Below are 23,489 nucleotides of genomic sequence, written 5' to 3' on the forward strand. Positions count from 1 at the left end.
TAGATAGGCTGTTCGTATCATGGTCCGCAGACGGCGCCCGCAGAGGCGCCGCAAACCGTGCCCGGGACTCGCACCGCGGCGCGGCTCGTCAAATACGGAGACAGATTCGAATGAAGCAGCACTTGTTGTCGGCCGCCATCCTGGCGGCCTGCGCGGCCATGGGCGCCCAAGCCCATGCCCAGGAAGTCCAGCAGCACGCTCAGAAGCAGTCCGAGGCCGCGTTGCGTCCGGCCGGCGCGGCCAGCGGCCAGGTCACGATCCGGCGCGACGGCTATGGCATGCCCCATGTGTACGCCAACACCGTGTACGGCATTTTCTATGGCTACGGCTATGCGGTGGCGCAGGACCGCCTGTTCCAGATGGAAATGGCGCGGCGCAGTACCCAGGGCCGCGTGGCCGAGGTGCTGGGCCAGCCCATGGTGGCGTTCGACAAATCCATCCGCGGCAATTTCTCGCCCGAGCGCATCCAGCGCCAATTGGCCGCGCTGCCCGCATCCGAGCGGCAGATCCTGGACGGCTATGCGGCCGGCATGAACGCCTGGATCGCGCGGGTGCGGGCCGAGCCCGGCAGCCTGATGCCCAAGGAATTCAACGATCTGCGTTTCCAGCCCGCGGACTGGACGGCCTATGACGTGGCGATGGTGTTCGTGGGCACCATGGCCAATCGTTTTTCCGATGCCAACAGCGAGATCGACAACCTGGCGCTGCTGACTGCCCTGAAGGACCAGCATGGCGACGAGCGCGCCATGCAGATCTTCAACCAGCTGCGCTGGATGACCGACAGCCGCGCGCCCACCACCGTGCCCGAGGAAGAGGGCGTGTACCGGCCCGATGGCGCCAAGCCGTCCGCCAGGCTGTCCTATGCGCTGCCGCGCTACGACGGCACGCCGCCCATGCTGGAACGCGTGGCGCGCGATCCGCAGACGCGCGGCGTGCTGGATGAGACGCCCGCGGCCGCGTCGGCGCGCCTGCTGGCGCAGTTCGCGGAATCGGGGCAGCCGGGCATCGCCGGTTTTCCGACCACCAGCAACATGTGGATCGTGGGCCGCGACCACGCCAAGGACGCTCGTTCCATCCTGCTGAACGGGCCGCAGTTCGGCTGGTGGAATCCCGCCTACACCTACGGCATCGGCCTGCACGGCGCGGGTTTCGACGTGGTGGGCAACACGCCGTTCGCCTATCCCAGCATCCTGTTCGGCCACAATGCGCACGTGACCTGGGGCTCGACCGCGGGCTTTGGCGACGACGTGGACATCTACGCCGAAAAGCTCGACCCGAACGACCGCACCCGCTACTTCCACGACGGCGTCTGGAAGACGATGGAAAAGCGCACCGAGCTCATCGAGGTCAAGGATGGGCAGCCGGTGGTGATGGACGTGTACCGCACGGTGCACGGCATCGTCACCAAGTTCGACGACAAGCAGCACGTGGCCTATGCCAAGGCGCGCGCCTGGGAAGGCTATGAGCTGCAATCGCTGATGGCCTGGACCCACAAGGCGCAGTCGCGCAACTGGGACCAGTGGAAGCAGCAGGCGGCGCGCCACGCGCTGACCATCAACTGGTACTACGCCGACGACAAGGGCAACATCGGCTACGCGCACACGGGCTTCTATCCCAAGCGTCGTCCGGGCCATGATCCGCGCCTGCCCGTGCCGGGCACGGGCGAGATGGACTGGGACGGCATGCTGCCGTTCTCGACCAATCCGCAGGTCTACAACCCGCGCCAGGGCTTCATCGCCAACTGGAACAACCAGCCCATGCGCGGTTATCCGTCCACTGACCTGTTCGCCATCGTGTGGGGCCAGGCCGACCGCTACGCCGAGATCGAGACCCGCCTGAAAGCCATGACGGCCAACGGCGGCAAGGTCAGCGCGCAGCAGATGTGGGACCTGATCCGCACCACCAGCTATGCCGACGTCAACCGCCGCCACTTCCTGCCGTATCTGCAGCAGGCGGTGCAGGGCTTGCCGGCGGACGATGCGCGGGCCGGGCTGGTTGCGGGGCTGGCGTCCTGGGACGGCATGGCCACCAGCGACAAGCAGGCCGGCTACTACGACAACGCGGGACCTGCCGTGATGGACGCCTGGCTGCGCGCCATGCTCAAGCGCACGCTGGCCGACGAGATGCCCGCGGACTTCTTCAAGTGGTACAGCGCCACCGGCTATCCGACGCAGGCGGCGCCCGCCACGGGTTCGGTCAACCTGACGGTGGGGGTGAAGGCGCTGTTCAATGCGCTGGCCGGCCGCGATTCGGGCGTGCCGCAGAAGTACGACTTCTTCAACGGCCAGCGGCCACAGGACGTGAGCCTGGCCGCGCTGGACGATGCCCTGGCGGCTTTGCAGAAGGCCTACGGCCAGGATCCGGCAAGCTGGCGCATACCCGCGCCGCCCATGGTGTTCGCGCCCAAGAACTTCCTGGGCGTGCCGCAGGCGGACGACAAGGCAGTGCTGAGCTTCCCGGCCACGCAGAACCGCGGCACCGAGAACAACATGACGGTGTTCGATGGCAAAGGCGTGCGCGCGGTGGACGTGGTGGCGCCGGGGCAGAGCGGCTTCGTCGCCCCGGACGGCACGCCGTCGCCCCACACCCGCGACCAGTTCGACCTGTACACCAGCTTCGGCAACAAGCGGGTCTGGTTCACGGATGCGGAGGTGCGCGCCAACGCTAAGTCGATAGAGACGTTGCGCTATTGACGGCGTAGCCGCCCTGGTGGCTGGCCAGGCGCGCATAGACCCCTTGCCGTCTGAGCAACTGGTCGTGCGTGCCGGCCTCCGCCAGCGTGCCGCGATCCAGCACCAGGATCAGGTCGGCATCGCGTATCGTCGACAGGCGGTGCGCGATGACCAGCGTGGTCCGGTGGCGCATCAGCACGTCCAGCGCGCCGCGCACCTGCATTTCCGACAAGGTGTCCAGGTGCGAGGTGGCTTCGTCCAGGATCAGCACGGGCGCGTTCTTCAGGAAGGCGCGGGCAATCGAGATGCGCTGGCGCTGGCCGCCGGATAGCTGCATGCCGCGTTCGCCCACGCGCGTCGCCAGACCGTCCGGCAGCGCGCGCACGAAGTCCGCCAGCGCGGCCTGCTCCAGCGCGCGCGCCAGGTCCTCGGGGCTGGCTTCGGGGCGGGCCAGGCGGATGTTGCCTTCCAGCGTATCGTTGAACAGATAGGTGTCCTGCGTCACCAGCGCCACGCGTTCGCGCAGGCCGTCCAACTGCAGTTCACGCAGGTCCACGCCATCGAGTTTGACCTGTCCCGTGCGCGGATCCCAGAAGCGCAGCAGCAGGCTGGCCACCGTGCTCTTGCCCGCGCCGGATGCGCCCACCACGGCCACGGTGGCGCCCGCTGGCACCCTGAAGCTCAGGTCGCGCAAGGTGTCCGTGTTCTTGCCGGGATAGGCGAAGCTGACGTGGTCGAAGGCCAGCGACGGGCCGTGGGCAGAGACGGGCGCCGGCAGCGGTCCGTCGGTCACGGGTTCGGGTTCGTTGGCGACCACGTGCAGGCGGCGGGTGGCGGCGATGGTGTCCGCCAATTGCCGGCTGACCTGCGAGATCTCGGAGACTGGCAGGAAGGTCGCCAGGGCGATCAGCACCAGCAGAGGCAGCATGCCGGCCGACAGCGCGCCGGCTGATACCTGTAGCGCGCCCACGACGGCCACCGCCAGGCCACCCAGGCCCATCGCGATTTCAAAGCCCGCGGTCTGGCGCGACAGGTCATCCAGGATGTCCAGGCGGCGCGTGCGGTAATGGTCCGCCACCCGCAGGAATTCATCGCGGCGGCGGCCGGTGGCCTGGAAGGCGGTCAGGTCGGCCAGGCCCTGGATGGTGTCGGTGGTGTGGGCGCTCATCTCGCCCAGCGCCTCGCGCGCCTTGTCGCCCAGCGCGTCGACCTTGCGGCGGCCGCGCACCGGCGATACCAGCGCATAGGCCAGGAAGGGCAGCAGCGCCAGCGCCACCGGCCAGCTGTAGACGCCCAGGAAACCCAGCACCGACAGCGGCACCAGCACCGAGACGATGGCGGGGGCGATGGTGTGGGCGTAGAAGTACTCGACCATTTCCACGTCCTGGGTGGCCAGCGCCACCAGGTCGCCGGAACGGCGCTGCAACAGGTAGGCCGGGGCCAGGCGCTCCAGCTTGTCGTAGAGCTTGACCCGCATGTCGGCCAGCAGCTGGTACGCCATGGCGTGGGCCAGCCAGGACTCCAGCCAATGGAACAGCGCGGCCAGCGGCGCGGCGACCAGCAGGCCGGCGATCAGGGCCGAATAGTCGCGGCCGTCGCGGATGGCGGCCACGATCAGCGCGCTGAACACGCCGACGCCGATGTAGGCCGCGACCCGCGCCACGCCCAGCAGGATGGTGGCGGTCAGCGTGCCGCGCCATGGCCGCACCACCGAAAGCAGGGTGCCGAGCGTGGCGCGCCAGCCGACCTGTACCGCGTCCGCGTCCAGCGAGCGCAGGGCCGGGCCTTGCGCGCCGGATTCTTCGCCGGAGGCGTTGCGGTCGGTCGTTTCCGCGGGGACGGCAGCGGCGGAGGCAGGCGATCCCGCCGACGGATTGCGGTGCGCGGCCGCCTGTTCGTGCATCAGGCGGTAGTACAGGCCGTTTTGCCGCATCAGTTCTGCGTGCGGTCCTTCCTCCGCGACCCGGCCCTGGTCCAGCACCAGGCAGCGGTCGGCGCCGATGACGCTGGCCAGGCGGTGGGCCAGGATCAAGGTCGTGCGGCCGGCCATCAGGCGGTCCAGCGCCTGCTGGATCAGCGCTTCGTTTTCCGTATCCACCGACGACAGCGCCTCATCCAGGATCAGGATGGGCGCGTCGCGCAACAGCGCGCGGGCGATCGCCACGCGCTGGCGCTGGCCGCCGGACAGCTGCAGGCCGCGCTCGCCGATGCGGGTGGCGTAGCCCTCAGGCAGCGCCATGATGAAGTCGTCGATATTGGCGGCGCGGGCGGCGGCGCGCACCTGTTCGTGGGTGGCGTCGGGGCGGCCCAGCCGCAGGTTGTCGTCGATGGTGCCATGGAACAGCGTGATGTCCTGGCTTACCAGCGCGATGTGCGACAGCAGCGCCTGCGTATCCAGTTCGTTCACGTCATGGCCGCCGATGCGGATGCTGCCGGATTGGGGCAGGCATTCGCGCAGCAGCAGGCGCACGATGGTCGACTTGCCGGCGCCGCTGGGGCCGACCACGCCGACGCGTTCGCCCGCCGCGATCCGGAAGCTCAAGCCCTGGTGGGCGCGGCGCTCGGGGGTGTAGGAAAACGCCACGTTGTCGAATTCGATGGTGGGCGCGAGCCGGCCCGGGGTCTTGCCGCCGGCGGCGGGGGCGGGTGTCAGCGGCTGCGCATCCGTCAGCGCATGGATGCTGGCGGCGGCCGACTGGCCCAGCATGCCCCGGTGCAGTACCGAGCGCAGGTCGCGCAGCGGGCGGAAGATCTCGGTGCCGGCCATCAGCACGATCAGCAGGGCTTCCACGCTCATGTCGCCGTGGGCCACGCGCCAGGCGCCCAGCGTCAGCGCCAGCGCCGCGCCCAGGGCCACGCCCAGGTCGCTGATGCCGCGCGTCAAGAGGCTGACGGAAAGCACCCAGAAGGTGTTGTCGGACAGGCTGCGGGCGCGGGCGGCCAGCCGCTGGCCCCAGGCCTTGCCCTGGCCATAGGACTTCAGCGTGGGCAGGCCCTGCACGGCGTCCAGGAAGTCCTCGCCGAAATCGTTCAGGGACTTGCTGCGGGCCAGGCTGGCGCGGCGGTCCAGCATGTGCACGGCCATGGGGCCGAACAGCGCGAACAGCGCCGCCGCCAGGAACACCAGCGCGGTGGGCACGTCCCAGAACGCGATCACGGCGAAGATGGCGAAGGGCGCTGCGGCGGCGATCGCGACTTGCGGCAGGTACTGGCCGAAGAAGGCTTGCAACTGCTCGACTCCGTCGACCACCGTCAGCATCACGCCGCCCGTGCGCTGGTTGGCGAACCAGGCCGGGCCCAGGCTCACGATGCGGTCATAAAGCCGCGCGCGCAGCGCATGCTGCACGGTGGCGGCGCAGCGGTTGGCCTGCACGGTGCGCCAATGGTCCAGGAAGGCGCGCAGCAGCACCATGGCGGCGGCCCACAGCGCCGGCGCGAGCCAGTCCTGCGACGGTGCGCCATCGAATACGCGGGCCAGCAACTGGCCCAGGAACACGTAACGGGCGATGCCGGCGGCCAGGGCCAGCAGGCCCAGGAAAATGCCGCCCGCCATGCTGGCGCGCAAGCCCGCCGTCAACTGCCAAAGGCGCGAATCGAAATACATAGCAAACTCCTTTCAGTGCTTGCATGGTCCCCGATCCCGCGACCCGGCGATAGCGATAGTTTTTCAATCTAGGGTTGAGCTAGACTTGACCCATGGCCGATCTTCCCAACCACACGCCGCCGCTGGCGGCCCTGCGCGCCTTCGAGGCCGTAGCCCGCCTGGGCAGCCTGAGCCGCGCCGCCGCCGAACTTCACGTGACCAAGAGCGCCGTCAGCCATCAACTGCGGGCGCTGGAGGCGGACCTGGGGGTGGCGCTGCTGCGCCGCGGAGGCACGGTGCGCCGCGCAGAAACCACCGCGGCGGGCGCGGACCTGTTGGCATCCGTGCAACAGGCCTTGACCCTGCTGGAGACCGCCTGCCGCAACGTGCGGGCCTCCGCCCGGGGCAAACGGCGCAATACCCTGAACGTTTCCGCCAACCCGTCGCTGGCCGCCATGTGGCTGGCCCCGCGCATCGGACGCTTCATCGAGCTGCATCCCGGCATCGACATCCAGGTGTACCTGCACGCCAGCCAGGACCCGGCCTGGAAAAGCCAGGACATCGACCTGGCGTTCCTGCACGTGCGCGCCATGGGGCCGCATATCGCCGAGCCCGGCGACATCCCGTTGATGACCGAAACCGTGGTGCCCGTGTGCAGTCCGTCGCTGGTCGATCCGGCCGAGCGCGGCGATCCTGGCGTGTTCCTTCGCCATCGCTGGCTGGAGGAAAAGCACGTCGACAGTCCGGAGACCGACTGGCGCACCTGGAGTCCGCGGCTGGGCCTGGCCGAATCCGACTGGCAGGAACCCATGGTGCTGAGCGGTCTGAGCACGGTCGCCGCAGCCGCGGCTGCCGGGGTCGGCATCGCGCTGGGCCGCGCGCCGCTGATTGACGAGGAACTGGCCAGCGGCCGGCTGGTGCCCCTGGTGCCGCACCTGCGCATGCCGGGCTCCTGGGGCTACGTGATGCGGATCCAGGCCAACCGGCCGATGGACGCCGCCTTGCCGACGCTGGTGGAGTTCCTGGCGGAAGAGGGGCGCAGCACCGGCGCCTGGCAGAACCTGGTGGACGCGGGGCGCTGAGACCGCGCCCGGGCGTCAGTCCGCGCCGCTGCGGCCTCGCGGCGGCTTGCTGATGGTGACCGCCGAGGTGACGATCAGCTCCATCAGGATGTTGCGCGCCAGGTTCTCGGCATAGTCGTTGCGCGCCTCCGCCGTGGCGATGGCGCGCTCCACCGATCCCTCCACGATGGCGTTGATCTGCTGGATGTGCAGCTCGCAGATCTGCACCAGGTCCGGGTGGCGCTTCTGGTGGAAGTACAGGAAGCGCCGTGCCAGCGTCTGCAGCATGGCGTGGAACTCTGCCGCGTAGCTGTTGCGCGAGGCGGCGCCGATCTGGCTGGTCAGGGTGAAATGCAGGCGCATGTACATGCGCATGTCGTTGACGGCCTTCAGGTCTTCGAGTTCACGGGCCAGTTGCGTCAATTCGGCGCGTTCGCCGTCGTCGGCCCACTGCGCGGCCTGGGCCACGATCAGCCGTTCGATCTCGCGGCGCGCCTGAATGATCTTCAACTGGCCCTGGTAGTCGATCTCGGAGATGAAGATGCCCTGGCGCGGGGCGATTTCCACCAGGCGTTGGAACGCCAGCTTCTGCAGGGCGTCGCGCACCGGCGAGCGGCCGATGCCGACGCGTTCGCTCAGGGTGGTTTCCGACCACTGGCTGCCAGGCGGCAGTTCGCCGGTGACGATCATTTCCTCCAGGGCGCAATAGGCCTTTTCGGTCTGGCTGACAGCGGTGCGGCCAAAGAGGGGGAAAGCTTGGGTCATGGAGTCGGAAGCGCGCGTTGTTGGAGTTCGCGTTTTAACACTTTGCCGGTGCTGTTCTTGGGCAGCTCCTCCAGAAAGACGTAGCGCTTGGGGCGCTTGAAGCGCGCGATGGATTCCAGGCAGAGTCGGTCCAGATCCTGCTCGGAGGCCCGGGCGCCGGGCTTGAGCACCACGAAGGCCAGCACCGACTCGCCCCATTCGGGGTCGGGGCTGCCGACCACCGAGACCTCCTGCACGGCATCGTGGCGCATCAGCGCCTCTTCCACTTCGCGCGGATAGATGTTGGTGCCGCCGCTGATGATGACGTCCTTGGAGCGGTCCTTCAGGTGCAGCAGGCCGCGTTCGTCCAGGATGCCGATATCGCCCGTATGGAGCCAGCCGCCAGCCAGCGTGTCGGCGGTGGCGCGCGGATTGTTCCAGTAGCCCTGCATTACGGTCGGCCCGCTGACGACGACTTCGCCCAATTCGCCAGGGGCTGCCGGCCGGCCGGAGGCCTCGCGGATTTCGACGTCCATGGCCGACTGGATGTACCCCACCGAGCCCAGCAGCGCGTCATCGTTGCGGGCCACGGCGTCGGCGATCTGGAAGGCGGACAAGGCCGATATCGACATGGGGCTTTCACCCTGTCCGTAGATCTGCGCCACGCGCGCGCCGTAGCAGGCCACCGCGTCCTTGATGTCTTCGATGTAGAACGGCGCGCCGCCCACGATCAGCGTGCGCAGGCCGGGCGGCGGGCCGCCTGCCTGACGGGCGTGGCGCACCATGCGCTGCACGATGGTGGGGGAGGCGAACAGGCTGACGTTGCGGTAGTGCGTCAGCAGCCCGGACAGTTCTTCTTCGTCCAGGCCGCCGCTGTCGGGCACGATCTGCAAGGCGCCGTGCAGCCAGTACGGAATGCTGTAGAGGCCGCCGCCGTGCGACAGCGGCGCCACGTGGACCATGGCGTCGCCGGGCTGTACCGGCTGCACGTCGGCATAGAAGTTCAGGCACATGCCGACCAGGTTGGCATGGCTGAGCATGACGCCCTTGGGCTTTCCGGTAGTGCCGCTGGTATAGAACAGCCAGGCCAGGTCCTGGGGCGGACGCGTTTCCAGGGGCAAGGGCTGGCCCAGGGCGCCGGCCGCGTATTCGGCCGACTCCACGTCCACCACGCGCGTCGCTGGCAAGCTGCGGGCGACGGGCGCCAGCGCCTGCAGCAATTCGCCTTGCGACAGGCACAGGCGCGCATCGCTGTCGCGCAGGATGTATTCGAGTTCGTTGGGATGCAGTTTGGCGTTGACCGGCACGGCGCAGAGGCCGGCGTGCCAGATGGCCAGCATCGATTCGATGTAGCTGGGGTGGTTGCGCAGCGCCAGCATGACGCGCTGGCCGGGCAAAAGGCCCAGCGGGCCGCGCAGCCAGCCGGCCAGCGCCTGCACCCGGGCCTGAAGCTGGGCGTAGCTGAGGGGATCGCGGGTGCCGGCGGCCAGCGCGGGCTGATCGGCGTAAATAGTGGCGCTGCGGTGAAAGAGAGAGCTGAGATGCATGGCGGTCTCTGGGTTGATGGGGGGCGCGGATCAGCGGCCAAGCAGGGTGATGCAGGTCACCGCCTCTTCCACGCCGTTGAAGCCGCCGCCGTTCTCGGCGATGGCGAAGCGCGCGCCTTCGACCTGGCGAGCGCCGGCTTCGCCGCGCAGCTGGATCACCATTTCGTGGACTTGCGCCAGCCCGGTCGCGCCGATGGGGTGGCCGCGCGACAACAGGCCGCCGGACACGTTGATGGGGATGCGGCCGCCCAGGCTGGTGGCGCCGGACTCGGCCATCGGTCCGCCTTCGCCGAAGGCGCAGAAGCCCAGCGCCTCGGTCTGCTGGATCTCGGCGAAGGCGGTGGCGTCGTGCACTTCCGCCAGCGACATGTCCTGCGGGCCGACGCCGGCGCGCTCGTAGGCCTCGAGCGCGGCCAGATGGCACAGGTGCCGGTCGTAGCGGTCGGCCGGGCGGTCGGTGGCGGTTCGCAGCACGCTGGCGTACAAGCGCACGGCGCGGGCGCGTTGCAGGCGCTTCAAGCCCTGGGCGTTGCAGACGATGGCGGCGGCCGCGCCGTCGCTGATGGGGGCGCACATGGGCAGGGTCAGCGGCCAGGACACGGGCCGGGCGGCCAGGGCCTCGTCTATCGTCATGGGGTACTGGAACTGGGCCAGCGGATTGCGGGTGGAATGCATGTGGTTCTTGGCGGCCACGGCGGCAAGCTGGCGCTGGGTGGTGCCGAAGGTCTTCATGTGCAGCCGCGCCAGGCTGGCGTAGATGTCCATGAACACGCTGCGTTTGCCCGGCTCTTCGAAGCCGGGCGGGGGCGTTACGTCGGGCGCCAGCGCCATCAGGCGCGCCATCTGCGCCGGCGCGTCATGCACGTCCCAGGCGCCGTCGAACACGGCGAAGCTCTTGGCCTTGTCCTCGGAAAACAGCTTGTCCACGCCCACGGCCAGGCAGATGTCGCCCGCGCCCGAGGCTACGTACAAGTGCGCGGCGTTCAGCGCGGTGCTGGAGCTGGCGCAGGCATTCTCCACGTTGACGACGGGGATGCCGGCGATGCCCATGGCCTTCAGCGCAACCTGGCCGGCCACCATGTATTGGCCTTCGATGGAACCCTGGCCAGCGGTGGCGAAATAGGCCGCCTGCAGGTCGGCGGCGTCGCAACCCGCGTCGGCCAGCGCCTGCGTGACCGCGTCGCGCACCAGGTCCTTGACGCTTTTGGCCGGCTGCTTGTCGAAGCGGGTGATACCCACGCCCGCGATGTAGGTGGTGTCGTTGCTCATGCTTGGATGCCCGTGGTGAGGATGGATTCGATGATGTGGCGGTCGGCCTGGACTTCCGCGGCCGATCCGCTCCAGGCGATTTCGCCGTGGTCCAGCACGTACTGGCGGTGCGCCAGGCGGGCAGGCACCTTCAGGTTCTGCTCGACCAGCACGATGCCGGTGCCCTGACGGTGGACTTCGGCGAAGACCTCGATCAGTTCGTTGACGATGCGCGGCGCCAGCCCCTCGGTCGGCTCGTCCAGCAGCAGGACGCGCGGATTGCCCAGCAGGGCGCGCGCGATCGACAGCATCTGCTGTTCGCCGCCGGATAGCTGGTCGCCATGGAAGCCTATGCGTTCGCCCAGCCGCGGAAAGACCTGCAGCACCCGGTCCTGCGTCCAGTAGCCGGGCTGGTGCGCCAGTGCGCCCATGCGCAGGTTTTCGCGCACCGTCAGGTTGGGGAAGATGCGGCGCGTGTCGGGCACCAGCGCGATCCCGTCGCGGCTGATCTGTTCGACGGCGCGGCGCGTGGCGTCCTGGCCGGCGATCAGGCGGTTGCCGGCGGACAGCGGCCTGAGCCCGATCAGCGTCTTGAGCACGGTGGACTTGCCAGCGCCGTTGCGCCCGACGATGGCGACGATCTCGTCCTGGGCCGCGCGCAAGCCTATGTTCTTGAGCGCCAGCGCCTGGCCGTAGTGCACGCTGGCATGTTGCAGTTCGATCATGCCGCCACCTCCTCGCCCAGATAGACGGCGCGCACGGTGGCGTCGTCGCGGATGGCGGCCGGCGGTCCCTCGGCCACCTTGCGGCCGTTGGACAGCACCACGATGTGTTCGGACAGCGTCATGATCACGTCCATGTTGTGTTCGATCAGCAGCACCGTGCGGCCGGCGGCGGCGTGGCGGATCAGGCGGGTGGCGGCGGCTATCTCATGGTGGCCGACGCCGGCCAGCGGTTCGTCCAGCAGCAGGATGCGCGGGTCCGGCAGCAGCGTCAGGCCCAGCTCCAGCGCGCGCTGCAAGCCGTAAGACAAGGTACCCGCCACGGTGTCGCGCCATGCCGTCAGGTCGGTCAGTTCCAGCATGGCGTCGATGGTGGACGCCAGGCGGCGGTCGTAGCGCGGCGCCAGCCAGAACGGCAGCAGATGCGAGTGGCTGATCTGCGCGGCGATGCGCAGGTTCTCCAGCACCGTCATTTCAGGAAAGATCTTGGTGATCTGGAAGCTGCGGCCGATGCCATGCCTGGCGCGCTCATGGGCCCGCAGGCGCGAGATGTCCGCGCCGTGGCACAGGATGCGCCCGCCATGTCCGGGCAGGTTGCCGGACAGCACGTTGAGCAGGGTGGTCTTGCCCGCGCCATTGGGGCCGATCAGGCCGTAGACGCGGCCGGTTTCGAAGGCGTAGCTGAAGTCCTCGATGGCGCGCAGCGCGCCGAAGGTGACGCTGACCTGTGCGCATTGCAGTGCGATATCGCTCATGACGGGCTCCCTTCGCGCGGCGCCAGCGGCACGGCGGGGGCGGGTGGACTGGCGGGGGCGGGCGCCGCGGGGCGCTTGCGGCTCCAGCGGGCCTGCAGCGCGCCCAGCACTCCTTGCGGGAAGTACAGCGTGGCCAGGATGAAGACCAGGCCCAGGATGCCGTACCAATAGGGCGTCCAGCCGCTGAGCCATTCCTTCAGCGCCTCGAACAGCAGCACGCCGGCCACCGGTCCCCACAGGGTGCCGGCGCCGCCCAGCAGGGTCATGATGATGACGTCGCCGGAGGTGGTCCAGTGCAGCATCTGCGGGTTCATGTACATCAGCACCGCGGCCAGCAGTCCACCCGCCAGGCCGCCGACGGCGCCGGACACGAGGAAGGTGATCTGCTTCAGGCGCTGCACGTTGTAGCCCAGCTGGGCGGCGCGGATCTCGTTCTGGCGCACGCCCGCGACCGCGCGGCCGAAGGGCGAAGCGCGCAGCATCGCCATCAAGGCCATCACCAGGGCGAACACGGCGGCGACATACCAATAGAAGTTCACGGTATCGAAGAAGTCTATCCCCGCGAGTTCCGGCCGGCCGATGCCGGGCAGGCCGTCGGCGCCGCCAGTCCATTCGCGCAACTTGCTGTCGGCCAGGATGTACATGAGCTGCGACAGCGCCAGCGTGACCAGGGCGAAGAAGATCCCCGAGACCCGCAGCGCGAACACGCTGAAGATCCAGGCGCAGGCCGCGCCCGCCACGACGGCCAGCGCCAGCCCGGCCTCGAATGGCAGGCCGTAGCGCTGGGTGGCCAGCGCCAGCGCGTAGCCGCCGGTGCCCAGGAAGGCCGCGTGGCCGAAGGACACCATGCCCAGCAGGCCGAACACCAGGTCGAAACCCACGGCGAAGATGGACCACACCATGATCAGGATGGTCAGGTTCAGGAGAAAGTCGTTTTGCGTGCAGAAGGGCACCGCGATCACCGCGGCGGCCACGCCTGCCGCGATGGCGGCATCTTGGCGGGAAGTCGTCATGCCAGCCTCGCTTGGCGGGAGAACAGTCCTTGCGGACGGGTGAGCAGGGTGGCGATCAGCATGGCGAACGTCAGGATGTCGACCCAGCTGGGCATGAAGGTGTAGCCCACCGCACGCACCATGCCGATCAACAGCGACGCCGCGACCACGCCGCGGATATTGCCCAGCCCGCCCAGGATCACCACGATGAAGCAGTCGATGATGGTGTTGGTGGCCATGCCCAGCTCTATCGGGAACAACGGCGCGGAGATGGCGCCGGCCAGCCCGGCCAGCGCCGCGCCCACGCCGAACACCGCGCTGCGGATGGTGGCGGCCGGCAGGCCCAGGATGCGCACCATTTCGCCGTCGCTGCTGGCCGCGCGCACCAGCATGCCGAAGGTGCTTTTCTCCAGCACGAAGAACAGCGCGGCCGACACCAGCAGGCCGAAGACGATGACGAACAGGCGGTAGACGGGGATGGTGCTGCCGGCCAGTTCGACCGTGCCCGCCAGCAGCGCCGGCATCGGCGTTTCCTGGTAGCCCAGGCCCCAGACGAACTTCACGGCCTCGCTGATGACGAGGATGAAGCCGAAGGTCAGGATCAGTTGATAGAAGTGCGGGCGGTTGTACAGCGGTCGCAGGGCCAGCCGTTCCATCGCCACGCCGACGAGGCCGACGCCCACCGTTGCCACGACCAGCCCGGCGATGAAGGAACCGGTGCGCAGCTGGATGTCGAAGGCCAGGTAGGCGCCCAGCATGTACAGCGCGCCATGGGCGAAGTTGATGACGCCCAGCATGCCGAAGATAAGCGTAAGGCCGGACGCCAGCAGGAACAGCAGCATTCCCAGGCTCAGGCCGATGATCACGGTGGACATGGCAAAAATCCGTCAGGCGGCGCGCAGGGGCGCGCCGGGGGGAAAACCGGTCCACGAGGACCGGCGGGTGCGTCACTCGGCGGCTTCAGCCCGCGCAGGGTTCGAAAACCTGCTCCGGCGGGAACACCTTGACGATGTCCATGACGTAGGCGGGCTGCGGCGGCTTGCCCGTGTCCACCACGCCCCACAGGCCGTTCTGCATGGCCTGGTGGTCGCAGGCGCGCATGGTTTTCTTGCCTTCCACGGAGTTGGTGCGCTCGCTGGCGGCAAACGCCTCGACCCACTTTTCCTTGTCCCAGGTGCCGGTCTTGTCGACCACGTCCAGCCACCAGCTCATGCCGTCGTAGGCTTCGCCAGCGGCGGCCGAGGGGAACTCGTTGTATTTCTTGCGGAAAGCCTCGACGAATGCCTTGTTGGCGTCGTTCTCGACGGTGAAGTGATATCTCACGCCGGACTGCACGCCGACCGCGGTGGGGCCGACGCCGGCCGCCATGGTCTCGTCGGCGATCACCGGGCCGAAGATCTTGCGCGTCTTGCCCAGTTCGATCTGGCCGGCCTGCTTGACCATGGTGACGGCGTCCGAGCCCGTCATGAACAGCGCCACGCCGTCGGCGTTGGAGCGCGCGATCTTGTCGGCGATGGAGGAATAGTCGCGATTGCCCAGCGGCGGGAAATCGGCGCCCACGATCTCGATGCCGGCCTTCTCGGCTTCGCGCCGGTACCAGTCCCAGCTGTCGCGCGTGGCCTGGTAGTCGGCCGTCACGCCGTAGATGCGCTTGAGCTTCTGCTCCTTGGAGTAGGCCAGCGCCATGCGCTGCTCCATGCCCAGCGTGTTGGAGGTGCGGAAGGTATAGCGCGAGCCGCCCGGCACCGTGATCTTGTCGTCGGCCGACATGGTGACCAGATGGGGAATCTTGCGCTGCTTGGCGATGTTCATGATGGCCAGCGTGCTGGCCGAGCTGACCGCGCCGAAGATCATCTGCGATCCATCGGAGATCAGGCGGGTGGTTTTCTGCACCGCGGGCTGCGGCTTGGTTTCATCGTCTTCCCAGGTGACCTGGATGGGCTTGCCCAGCACCTTGCCGCCGCGCTGCTCGATGGCGATGGTGACGCCCTTGCGCATGTCTTCGCCAAAGATGCCGTAGGTCCCCGACAGCGAGACCACGCCGCCGATCTTGAACGTGTCGGGATCGGCGGCGCGCGCCCCTGTCGCATACAGGGCGCACAGCGCCAGCGCGCCGCAGGCGGCGTGACTCCATGTCTTCATTTTCTGTCTCCGCGTATTTTTCGTTATGGCTCGTAATGTTTTACGTAGCGCGGTTGAGATACTACGTTTTGGATTGTGATGTGAAAAATTGGGGAATACCCGAGCGCCGAGACAAAAAAAACCGCCCCGAGGCGGCAAGCGCCTGGGGCGGTTCGGGGTGGGGACCGGCTTGCGGTTAGCGCTGGCGCGCTTCGGTCTGTTTGAGCGCCGACTGCACCATGCTTTCGACCAGCGGGATGACCTTGCCCGCCAGGTCGGGGCGATAGGCGTAGGGATGCGTTTCGTCCATGTAGGCGGACTGGCACATTTCCAGCTGGATGGCGTGGACGTTGTCGGCGGGCTTGCCGTAGTGGCGCGTGATGTAGCCGCCCTTGAAGCGGCCGTTCACCGCCCAGGTGTAGGCGGTGTTTTCGCGCAGCCGCTCTTCGACGGGCGCCAGGATGTCGGGCGCGCAGGCCGCGCCGTCGGCGGTGCCGATGTTCAGGTCGGGCAGCTTGCCTTCGAACAGGCGCGGCAGCACGCTGGCGATCGAGTGCGCTTCCCACAGCAGTACGGTGCCGTGCTCGGCCTTGATGCGGTCGATCTCCTCGCACAGCTTGGCGTGGTAGGGCTTCCAGTAGGTCTGTAGCCGGTGCTCGCGTTCCGCGTCGGTCAGGACGGCCTCGTTGCGGTAGAGGGCGTCGCCGCGGAAGGTCTGGGTCGGGCACAGGCCGGTCTTGGTCTGACCGGGATACAGGCTTTCATCGTTGGGCGGGCGGTTCAGGTCCACCACGTAGCGCGAATAGCGCGCGCCGATGACGGACGCGCCCAGCGCCTCGGCGAACCTGTACAGCGTGTCCAGGTGCCAGTCGGTGTCGCCCGACTGCAGGCCCAGCGGCGTCATCTGCGCGCGCTGCGAGTCGGGGATCATGCTGCCCAGATGGGGAATGGAGATCAGCAGCGGCGCCGTGCCGCGGCTGAATTGGTAGATGTCGCTCAAGTAAAACTCCGGGGGAAATGGCGGGGCGCAGGCAAGGGCATGCCTGGCAGCGTCCCTGGGTGTCCGGTATTGCGCCCGGCGGGGCAATGCCGGCAATCATAGTGGATCGGGCGCACGCCTATGGCCGCGGCGGCGCGGCGTCGCTGGTCCAGGGCGCGCCGCCGCGCCATCTGTCGGCGATGGCGTCGATCAGGACGCGCACCTTGGGCGCCAGGTGGCGCCGGTGCGGATAGACCGCGCACACCGGCGCGCCGGCCGGCGCTACCGATTCCAGTACCGGCGCCAGCCGGCCGGCGCGCAGATCATCCCCCACCAGGAAGGCGCCTAATTGGACGATGCCTTCGCCCGCCAGCGCGGCGTCGCGCAGCGCTTCCGTGTTGCCCAGCCTCAGCCGTCCAGCGACATGAACACTGCGTTCCTGTGCGTTGACGGCAAAGCGCCAGGGCACCAGTGCGCCGGCATGGGTGTAGGCCAGGGTGCGGTGGCCAGCAAGGTCATCCGGGCTGGCTGGCGCGCCGTGGCGGGCCAGGTAGCCGGGCGCGGCGCAGGTGATCAGGCGATGCGGCGCCAGCACCCGGCGCACCAGCCGGCTGTCGGTTTCGCCGCCGATGCGGATGGCGACGTCCACGCCGTCACGCACCAGGTCGATGTAGTCGTCGGAAAAGCTGATGTCCGCCTCGACTTCGGGCCAATCGCGCAGGTAGTCGCGCAGCAGCGGCATGATGTGCAGCCGTCCCAGCGATACCGGCAGGTCGATGCGCAGCCGGCCGCGCGGCGCCTGCTTGCGGCTGGCCATGGCGTCGGTGGCGTTGTCCACTTCGGACAGGATGCGCTGCGCATGTTCGTAGAAGACGCGGCCTTCGTCGCTGAGGCTGACGCTGCGCGTGCTGCGGTGGAGCAGCCGCGCGCCCAGGCCCAGTTCCAGGCGCGCGATGCACTTGCCGACGGCCGAACGCGACAGGCCCAGCTTTTCGGCCGCGGCGGTAAAGCTCTGGGTGTCGGCCACGCGCACGAACGCGAGCAGATCGCCGATGTGGTCCAGACGGGCGGCTGGGTAGGATGAATTGCGCACGATTCGTCCCTTGTGTTTATTGGTTTTCCTACTTTATCAGCGAAATGGAAACAGTAGACTGCCCAGGAGTCGGCCCGGCCTGGGCCTTGCTTGGAACCTTTGACCATGACTCGCGGCATTTCCCCTGAAGACCACGCCATCGCTGGCGCTTCGTATACCGAACCCATGCCTGAGCGCGCTGGCTGGCGTGCGTGGCTGGGCGTGATCGCCGTCGGCCTGGCGACCTTCTGCGTGGTCACCACCGAAATGCTGCCGGTGGGGCTGTTCGTGCCCATTACCGCTGCGCTCGACGTTTCGGTGGGCATGGGCGGCTTCATGCTGTTCGTGCCGGCCATCCTGGCGGCGCTGTTCGCGCCGCTGGTCGTCATCGGCGCGAAGGGGGCGGACCGCCGCGTGATCCTTTGCGGTTTGCTGGCGCTGCTGGCCTGCGCCAACGCGGCCAGCGCCTGGGCGCCCAGCATGGCGTGGTTCCTGGCGGCGCGGGTGCTGGTGGGCTTTTGCATCGGCGGCATCTGGGCGATCGCGGGTGGATTGGCGGGCAGGCTGGTCGGGGCGGGCTCGGTGGGACTGGCCACTTCCATCATCTTCGGCGGGGTCGCGGTGGCGTCCGTGCTGGGCGTACCGCTGGGCGCCTTCATCGGCGAGCTGGCCGGTTGGCGCGCGGCCTTCGGCGCCATGGCCGCGCTGTGCGCCGCCGTGCTGCTGCTGAATCTGCTCAACCTGCCGCCGTTGCCCACCGCGCGTTCGCTGCGTCCGCGCCAACTGGTGTCGCAGCTGGCCAATCCGGGCCTGCGGCGGGGTCTCCTGATCACGCTGTTCCTGGTCGCGGGCCATTTCATGGCCTACACCTTCGTCCGTCCGCTGCTGCAGATCCACGCGGCGTTCGGAGAGAACTGGATCGGACCGCTGCTTTTCGCCTACGGCGCGGCGGGTGTGGCGGGCAACTTCCTGGGCGGGACTGCGGCCGCCAGGCGGCCGGCCGCGACGCTGCTGATGATCGCGGTCAGCCTGCTGATGGTCTTGCTGCTGCTGGGCATGCTGGGGCAGTTGCGCCCGGCCGTCGCGGTCTTGCTCTTGCTGTGGGGCCTGGCTTATGGCGCGGTGTCGGTGTCGCTGCAAACCTGGATGATGAAGGCCGCGCCGGATGCCGTGGAAGCCGCCACATCGCTGTTCGTCGCGGTGTTCAACCTGGGCATCGCGGCAGGTTCGCTGCTGGGCGTGCCCAGCGTGGACGCATTGGGGCTGCGGGCCAATCTATGGCTGGCCGCGGCCTGCATGCTCTGGCCGGCGCTGATGCTGGCGCGGGCTGGGTGGGGCGAGTGGCGCGGCGATTACGCGCGGAAGGCGCGCAACAGGGTATCCACCCCGTAGCGGCAGGTGGCCAGATGGTCTGCGTCGGGGCCGTCGGCGCGGCCGCCGGTCAGCCGCGCGTGCGAGGCGATGCCGTTGATCAGGTTGCCCAGGGTACGCGCTGCCAGGCGCGGATCGTCGATGCGCAATTCGCCGCGCGCGCAAGCGCGTGTCAGGCATTGTTCCAGGGGCGCGTGCAGTTGCACTTCCACCGCCTGCCGCAGGGATTCGGCCAGATGCGGCAGGCGATGCGATTCCGACACGATCAGGCGGTAGAGCGCAGCCGATTTGGGCTGCAGGGCGTAGGTCAGCAGGCGTCGCGCAAGTTCATGCAGAGCGGGGCCGACGGGCTGGTCCAGCATGGCGTCGGCGAAGACCGCCGCGCGCATGCCGTTCAATTCGTGCTCCAGCACCGCAACCAGCAGGCCTTCCTTGTTGCCGAATAGCTGGTAGGCGGTGGCCGCCGACCCGCCCGCCTGGCGCACGATGCGCTGGATGGAAGTTTGCGCGTAGCCGTGCTCCAGCAGTGACTGGGTTGCGGCTTCGAGCAGGCGCTCGCGGCGCGCCTCGCCCCGGCTGGTCAGCGCGCGCGGCGCCGTATCGTCTGGAATCGTATTCACTTCATTCCCATGGCCGCGTGTCGGTCGCGGACTCTCTTGCACCAGGCGGATGTCTGGCTGAATTTGTGTAATGTATAGTACATTACGCGCTTGCAACATCATCCAAGCAGCTGTGACCCGCCGCAACGCCGGCGCCCGCAGCGCTCATCACCATGATCGACGACCTGGTTCAATTGGGAAAACTGGTCAGCCTGGGGCTGGCCTTGATGCTGCCCCTGGCCAATCCCCTGACCTCCATGACATTGCTGCTGTCCCTGGGCCAGCAGATTCCCTATAAAGAGCGCGAACGCCAGGTCAGGCAGGCCGCCTTCTACGTGGTCGGCATCATGCTGGTCACCTACTACGCCGGCGCCTGGATCATGCATACCTTCGGCATTTCGATCCCGGGGCTGCGCATCGCCGGCGGGCTGATCGTGGCCAGCATCGGCTTCAGCATGGTGTTCCCATCTGCGCCGTCGACCGCCTCCGAGGCCGACGTGGCTGATGCCCAGGCCAATCGGCAGACGCCCAACATCGCCTTCGTGCCGCTGGCGATGCCTGGCACGGCGGGCCCGGGCACCATCGCCATGATCATCAGCGGCGCGGCGACCCTCGATGCCTCGGTGACGCAGACCTATGCGCCCTGGGTGCTGGCGGTGACTCCCATCCTCGTGTTCTCCCTGCTGGGCCTGCTGTTCTGGATATGCCTGCGTTCGGCCGGGCGCATCGTGGCCGTGATCGGGCAGGGCGGGGTGGAAGCCATCTCCCGCATCATGGGCTTCCTGCTCGTGTGCATGGCGGTGCAGTTCGTGATCAACGGCGTTCTGGAAATCGTGCAACAGCATGGCGGCATGTAATCGACCCGGGCGCGGCTGCCTGGCGATCGCCGGACGCGTCATCTTCAGTCTTGTTCTTATCCTGTCCGCGCTGTGGGGCGGTCTGGCGCTGTTCTACCGCATGCCGGGCGGCACAGTGGTGCAAGGCGCAGCGGCGCTGGCCTGGGCCGCGCTGTGCCTGTATGCGGCCGTCGCGCTGTGGCGCGGACGCACGCGGCGATCCGCCTGGACCTGGTTGATCGGCATGGCCGCGCTGTGCGTCTGGTGGCAGACTCTGGCCCCGTCCAACGACCGGATCTGGGCGGACGATGTGGCGCGCACGCTGCGCGGCAGCGTCTCCGGATCCATCGTCACGTTGGACAGCGTGCGCAACTTCGACTGGCAGGCCGATACCGACGCGCGCTACACGGCGCGCTGGGAAATCCAGCAGTACAACCTGAACGAGCTCGTTTCCGTGGACATGGTCCTGTCGTACTGGGGCAGCCCGGCCATCGCCCACACGCTGGTCTCCTTCGGTTTCACCGACGGCCGTCACGTCGTGTTTTCGGTCGAGATCCGCAAGGAACGCGGCGAGCAGTTTTCCGAGATCGGCGGCTTCTTCAAGCAGTTCGAACTGAGCGTGATCGCCGCGCAGGAGCGCGACATCCTCTACGTGCGGGCCGGGCCGCGCGCCGAACGCGTGTACCTGTATCCCGTCGACATGCCCGTGCCCGCCATGCGCGAATTGTTCTTGTCCTATGTGCGCACCGCGAATGAACTGGCCGACGCGCCGCGCTTCTATCACACGGTGACCGCCAATTGCACGACGCTGGTCTACAGCATGGTGCGCGCCATCGTGCCGGGCCTGCCGATGGATTACCGCATCCTCCTGTCCGGCTACCTGCCGGAATACCTCTACGAACAAGGCGGCCTGGATACCCGCAAGCCGCTGGCCAAGCTGCGCGAACAAGCCTACCTTGGCAAGCCCGCATTGCCGGGCCCCGATCCGGTCGAGTTTTCGCGGGCCATCCGCCAACCGGCATCCGCTGGGGCCGCGCAGTGAGCGGAATCCGGGCGGCCGGCGCGAAGGGCGGCGCGATCCTGGCCCTGCTGCTGTGCGCCGGCTGCGCAGGTGTCAAGGTGTCTTCCGTCAGCACCCAGGACTACATCGCCCAGCGCCGCGGCGACGTGCTCACCACCGGCCAGTTGAGCGCCTCCGCGCGCGAGTCCATGGCCGTGCTGGGCCTGAACGCGCAGGAATGCCGCAAGGATCGCGACGCCTGTACCCGCGCGCTTGCCACCATGGATGGGCTGGACAGCGAACGGCGCCTCTCCACGCTGTCCGAAGTCTGGCTGATGGAGGCGTTGGCCACGGAAAAGCAGCGCCCCGACGGCCAGGCCGGCCAGGACGAGCTGCTGGACGCCTATCTGCAGACGGCGCGGGCCGCCTATGCCTATCTGTTCTTCACGCCGCGCTCGCCCAGCGACCGCGCCTTCGAGGACCGCCAGACCCAGGTGCGCGACTATTACAACTACGCGGTGCAGCAGGCCGTCACGCGCCTGTTCGAGCAGCATCGCGGCCGTCCGCCGGAACCCGGGGCCAGCATGGCGGCGGGACCCTGGCAGGTCGTGGGCGAGATGTCCGATGTCAAGCTGCCCGGCGGCAAGCAGTTTCCGCACGAACTGGTGCCCGCGGCTAACTTGACCTTCCGGGGGCTGCGCAGCATGTACCGGCGCGACGGCTTCGGCGCCGAGTTGGTGGCGGTCACGGCGCGCCGTGTCAACGATGCCGACACCTTCAAGACGCCGTACAGTGAAACGCCGTTTCCGGCAGTGACCGTCATCATGGCTTTTCCCGGCGGCACGCTGGAGGAAGTCATGGCCACGCACAATGCGACCCTGGCGGCCTACGATCCATACAAGCGGGACTCGGTCGAACTGGCCGGCACGAAGGTGCCGCTGGCCGCCAACTTCACGTCGGGCTACGGCCTGTGGCTGGCGCGGTCGGGCTTCGCCACCCAGGCGCTGCGCAACGTGCTGGGCAAGGAAGAGGGCATCGAGGCGCCGCACGTATACCTGTTACAGCCCTACGACCCGGACCGGCGCACCGTCGTCATGCTGCACGGTCTGGCGAGCAGCCCCGAGGCCTGGATCAACGTCGCCAACGAGGTGCTGGGCGATGAAACCCTGCGCCAGAATTACCAGATCTGGCAGGTCTATTACCCGACCAACACGCCGCTGGCGCTGAACAACCGCGCCATCCGCGATGCGCTGCGCCAGACGATCGAGCATTTCGATCCCATGGGGGCGGCGCAAGCTTCACGCGATGCCGTTATCATCGGGCACAGCATGGGGGGCGTGCTGAGCCGGCTGCTGGTATCCTCGTCCGGCACCGTGCTCTGGGACGCATTGCGCGACCACGCCAAGCTGGACGAGACCCGCCTGGCCGAGGCGCATGCTGAATTCGACCCGGTGCTGAGCTTCGAGCCATTTCCCGGCATCTCGCGCGCGGTGTTCATCGCGGCGCCGCACCGGGGTACGCCATTTGCCGAGAACACTTTGTCGCGTTGGCTGTCCAACCTGATCACGCTGCCTGTGACCGTAGTCAGGCAGTTCGCCAAGCTCAACAGGCTGGCCGACGCCGATGGGCCGCCCCGGCCAGAAACCTCGATCCGGGTGCCCAATGGCGTGGACAACCTGAGCGAAAAGGACCGATTTGTGAAACTGACCGAGTCCATGCCGATTTCGCCGGCGGTGCGCTACCACAGCATCATTGCGAACAATACGCCCGGCGTCCCGCTGGCGGATTCGGACGACGGGCTGGTGCCGTACCGCAGCGCGCATCTGGACGGAGCCGAGTCCGAGAAGATCATTCCGTTCTCGCACAGCGTGCAGGAGACGCCGCAGGCGATCCTGGAGCTCAGGCGCATTCTGCGGCTTCAGCTGGAACAGGGAGCGCGCTGATGCACGGGTTGTTGTTCGGCCTGCTGGGCGCCGCCGCCGGTATCTTGATCGCGGCGCTGTTGCGCCAGCCGGGCGTACTGCTCTATGACTGGATCGCGACGCGCGCAGCGGCCAGGCGCCAGGCCACTTTCCGCAAACGCCAGGCCCTGATCGTCGAGGCAGCCGCGCGCGATGCCGCGAAGGCCAAGCACAGGCGGCCTGTCACGCAAGCCGGATAATCCTGCGCGCAGGACCGAAATGGCCG

General features: G+C 68.1%; 19 protein-coding genes. 7 read left to right on the forward strand and 12 right to left on the reverse strand.

Going from position 1 to position 23,489, the window contains the following annotated elements; all coding sequences use genetic code 11:
• Positions 1 to 110 precede the first annotated feature (110 nt).
• On the forward strand, positions 111 to 2,693 hold the full coding sequence (locus HV793_RS30755) for a penicillin G acylase (protein ID WP_175214456.1): 2,583 nt from the start codon (positions 111 to 113) through the stop codon (positions 2,691 to 2,693).
• On the opposite strand, the gene cydC is transcribed toward HV793_RS30755, so the two are convergent.
• Complete coding sequence (cydC, locus tag HV793_RS30760) at positions 2,665 to 6,276, reverse strand: thiol reductant ABC exporter subunit CydC (RefSeq protein WP_175214457.1); 3,612 nt, start codon at positions 6,274 to 6,276, stop codon at positions 2,665 to 2,667. The genes HV793_RS30755 and cydC overlap by 29 nt on opposite strands.
• Positions 6,277 to 6,368: 92 nt before the next feature.
• On the opposite strand from cydC, the gene HV793_RS30765 reads away from it, so the two are divergent.
• Positions 6,369 to 7,337, forward strand: a complete 969-nt coding sequence (locus HV793_RS30765) for a LysR substrate-binding domain-containing protein (RefSeq protein WP_175214458.1) — start codon at positions 6,369 to 6,371, stop codon at positions 7,335 to 7,337.
• A 15-nt stretch (positions 7,338 to 7,352) separates the two neighbouring features.
• Here the strand turns inward: HV793_RS30765 and HV793_RS30770 are convergent, their stop codons facing one another.
• The 10 genes from HV793_RS30770 to HV793_RS30815 all read right to left on the reverse strand — a co-directional run bounded on the left by HV793_RS30770 (position 7,353) and on the right by HV793_RS30815 (position 17,517).
• Positions 7,353 to 8,081 (reverse strand): GntR family transcriptional regulator, encoded by a 729-nt coding sequence (locus HV793_RS30770; RefSeq protein ID WP_119449390.1) that lies wholly within the window; start codon positions 8,079 to 8,081, stop codon positions 7,353 to 7,355.
• Positions 8,078 to 9,607 carry an AMP-binding protein gene (locus HV793_RS30775; RefSeq protein WP_175214459.1) on the reverse strand — a complete coding sequence of 510 codons (1,530 nt, stop codon included), beginning with the start codon at positions 9,605 to 9,607 and terminating at the stop codon, positions 8,078 to 8,080. The genes HV793_RS30770 and HV793_RS30775 overlap by 4 nt, the downstream gene beginning before the upstream one ends.
• 30 nt (positions 9,608 to 9,637) lie before the next feature.
• Positions 9,638 to 10,876 (reverse strand): thiolase family protein, encoded by a 1,239-nt coding sequence (locus HV793_RS30780; RefSeq protein WP_054456531.1) that lies wholly within the window; start codon positions 10,874 to 10,876, stop codon positions 9,638 to 9,640.
• Positions 10,873 to 11,580: an ABC transporter ATP-binding protein gene (locus HV793_RS30785; RefSeq protein WP_175214460.1), complete on the reverse strand. Its 708-nt coding sequence runs from the start codon at positions 11,578 to 11,580 to the stop codon at positions 10,873 to 10,875. Before HV793_RS30785 ends, HV793_RS30780 begins: the two co-directional genes overlap by 4 nt.
• Positions 11,577 to 12,332: an ABC transporter ATP-binding protein gene (locus HV793_RS30790; RefSeq protein WP_175162579.1), complete on the reverse strand. Its 756-nt coding sequence runs from the start codon at positions 12,330 to 12,332 to the stop codon at positions 11,577 to 11,579. The genes HV793_RS30785 and HV793_RS30790 overlap by 4 nt, the downstream gene beginning before the upstream one ends.
• A complete protein-coding gene (locus HV793_RS30795) occupies positions 12,329 to 13,345 on the reverse strand; it encodes a branched-chain amino acid ABC transporter permease (RefSeq protein WP_054456534.1) in 1,017 nt (338 codons plus the stop codon). The genes HV793_RS30790 and HV793_RS30795 overlap by 4 nt, the downstream gene beginning before the upstream one ends.
• Positions 13,342 to 14,199: a branched-chain amino acid ABC transporter permease gene (locus HV793_RS30800; RefSeq protein WP_054456535.1), complete on the reverse strand. Its 858-nt coding sequence runs from the start codon at positions 14,197 to 14,199 to the stop codon at positions 13,342 to 13,344. Before HV793_RS30800 ends, HV793_RS30795 begins: the two co-directional genes overlap by 4 nt.
• 85 nt (positions 14,200 to 14,284) lie before the next feature.
• Positions 14,285 to 15,466, reverse strand: coding sequence for an ABC transporter substrate-binding protein (locus tag HV793_RS30805; RefSeq protein WP_175162583.1), 1,182 nt, complete (start codon positions 15,464 to 15,466; stop codon positions 14,285 to 14,287).
• A 175-nt stretch (positions 15,467 to 15,641) separates the two neighbouring features.
• Positions 15,642 to 16,445, reverse strand: a complete 804-nt coding sequence (gene hutG, locus HV793_RS30810) for an N-formylglutamate deformylase (protein ID WP_175182258.1) — start codon at positions 16,443 to 16,445, stop codon at positions 15,642 to 15,644.
• A gap of 118 nt (positions 16,446 to 16,563) precedes the next feature.
• Entirely contained in the window at positions 16,564 to 17,517 is a 954-nt protein-coding gene (locus tag HV793_RS30815; protein WP_175214461.1) for a LysR family transcriptional regulator, read from the reverse strand.
• A gap of 105 nt (positions 17,518 to 17,622) precedes the next feature.
• Between HV793_RS30815 and HV793_RS30820 the strand changes: the two genes are divergently transcribed.
• Complete coding sequence (locus HV793_RS30820; protein WP_175214462.1) at positions 17,623 to 18,888, forward strand: MFS transporter; 1,266 nt, start codon at positions 17,623 to 17,625, stop codon at positions 18,886 to 18,888.
• Here the strand turns inward: HV793_RS30820 and HV793_RS30825 are convergent.
• On the reverse strand, positions 18,849 to 19,487 hold the full coding sequence (locus tag HV793_RS30825) for a TetR/AcrR family transcriptional regulator (protein WP_054456539.1): 639 nt from the start codon (positions 19,485 to 19,487) through the stop codon (positions 18,849 to 18,851). The genes HV793_RS30820 and HV793_RS30825 overlap by 40 nt on opposite strands.
• A 152-nt stretch (positions 19,488 to 19,639) precedes the next feature.
• Here HV793_RS30825 and HV793_RS30830 point away from each other — a divergent pair, with 152 nt between their 5' ends.
• The 4 genes from HV793_RS30830 to HV793_RS30845 are packed head-to-tail and all read left to right on the forward strand — an operon-like array spanning position 19,640 to position 23,463.
• Positions 19,640 to 20,323: a MarC family NAAT transporter gene (locus tag HV793_RS30830; protein ID WP_054456540.1), complete on the forward strand. Its 684-nt coding sequence runs from the start codon at positions 19,640 to 19,642 to the stop codon at positions 20,321 to 20,323.
• Positions 20,310 to 21,344 (forward strand): Lnb N-terminal periplasmic domain-containing protein, encoded by a 1,035-nt coding sequence (locus HV793_RS30835; protein ID WP_175214463.1) that lies wholly within the window; start codon positions 20,310 to 20,312, stop codon positions 21,342 to 21,344. The genes HV793_RS30830 and HV793_RS30835 overlap by 14 nt, the downstream gene beginning before the upstream one ends.
• On the forward strand, positions 21,341 to 23,245 hold the full coding sequence (locus tag HV793_RS30840; RefSeq protein WP_175162592.1) for an esterase/lipase family protein: 1,905 nt from the start codon (positions 21,341 to 21,343) through the stop codon (positions 23,243 to 23,245). The genes HV793_RS30835 and HV793_RS30840 overlap by 4 nt, the downstream gene beginning before the upstream one ends.
• Positions 23,245 to 23,463 (forward strand): hypothetical protein, encoded by a 219-nt coding sequence (locus tag HV793_RS30845; RefSeq protein WP_175182255.1) that lies wholly within the window; start codon positions 23,245 to 23,247, stop codon positions 23,461 to 23,463. Before HV793_RS30840 ends, HV793_RS30845 begins: the two co-directional genes overlap by 1 nt.
• Positions 23,464 to 23,489 lie beyond the last annotated feature (26 nt).

The sequence above is a fragment of the Achromobacter aegrifaciens genome (assembly GCF_902859965.1).
GTDB classification, from domain to species: domain Bacteria; phylum Pseudomonadota; class Gammaproteobacteria; order Burkholderiales; family Burkholderiaceae_B; genus Achromobacter; species Achromobacter aegrifaciens.

Coding starts and splice junctions, on each gene's coding strand:
- HV793_RS30755 (WP_175214456.1), top strand. CDS start 111: ATGAAGCAGCACTTGTTGTCGGCCGCCATCCTGGCGGCCTGCGCGGCC.
- cydC (WP_175214457.1), bottom strand. CDS start 6,276: ATGTATTTCGATTCGCGCCTTTGGCAGTTGACGGCGGGCTTGCGCGCC.
- HV793_RS30790 (WP_175162579.1), bottom strand. CDS start 12,332: ATGAGCGATATCGCACTGCAATGCGCACAGGTCAGCGTCACCTTCGGC.
- HV793_RS30805 (WP_175162583.1), bottom strand. CDS start 15,466: ATGAAGACATGGAGTCACGCCGCCTGCGGCGCGCTGGCGCTGTGCGCC.
- HV793_RS30835 (WP_175214463.1), top strand. CDS start 20,310: ATGGCGGCATGTAATCGACCCGGGCGCGGCTGCCTGGCGATCGCCGGA.
- HV793_RS30795 (WP_054456534.1), bottom strand. CDS start 13,345: ATGACGACTTCCCGCCAAGATGCCGCCATCGCGGCAGGCGTGGCCGCC.
- HV793_RS30800 (WP_054456535.1), bottom strand. CDS start 14,199: ATGTCCACCGTGATCATCGGCCTGAGCCTGGGAATGCTGCTGTTCCTG.
- HV793_RS30765 (WP_175214458.1), top strand. CDS start 6,369: ATGGCCGATCTTCCCAACCACACGCCGCCGCTGGCGGCCCTGCGCGCC.
- HV793_RS30785 (WP_175214460.1), bottom strand. CDS start 11,580: ATGATCGAACTGCAACATGCCAGCGTGCACTACGGCCAGGCGCTGGCG.
- HV793_RS30780 (WP_054456531.1), bottom strand. CDS start 10,876: ATGAGCAACGACACCACCTACATCGCGGGCGTGGGTATCACCCGCTTC.
- HV793_RS30770 (WP_119449390.1), bottom strand. CDS start 8,081: ATGACCCAAGCTTTCCCCCTCTTTGGCCGCACCGCTGTCAGCCAGACC.
- HV793_RS30830 (WP_054456540.1), top strand. CDS start 19,640: ATGATCGACGACCTGGTTCAATTGGGAAAACTGGTCAGCCTGGGGCTG.
- HV793_RS30820 (WP_175214462.1), top strand. CDS start 17,623: ATGACTCGCGGCATTTCCCCTGAAGACCACGCCATCGCTGGCGCTTCG.
- HV793_RS30775 (WP_175214459.1), bottom strand. CDS start 9,607: ATGCATCTCAGCTCTCTCTTTCACCGCAGCGCCACTATTTACGCCGAT.
- HV793_RS30845 (WP_175182255.1), top strand. CDS start 23,245: ATGCACGGGTTGTTGTTCGGCCTGCTGGGCGCCGCCGCCGGTATCTTG.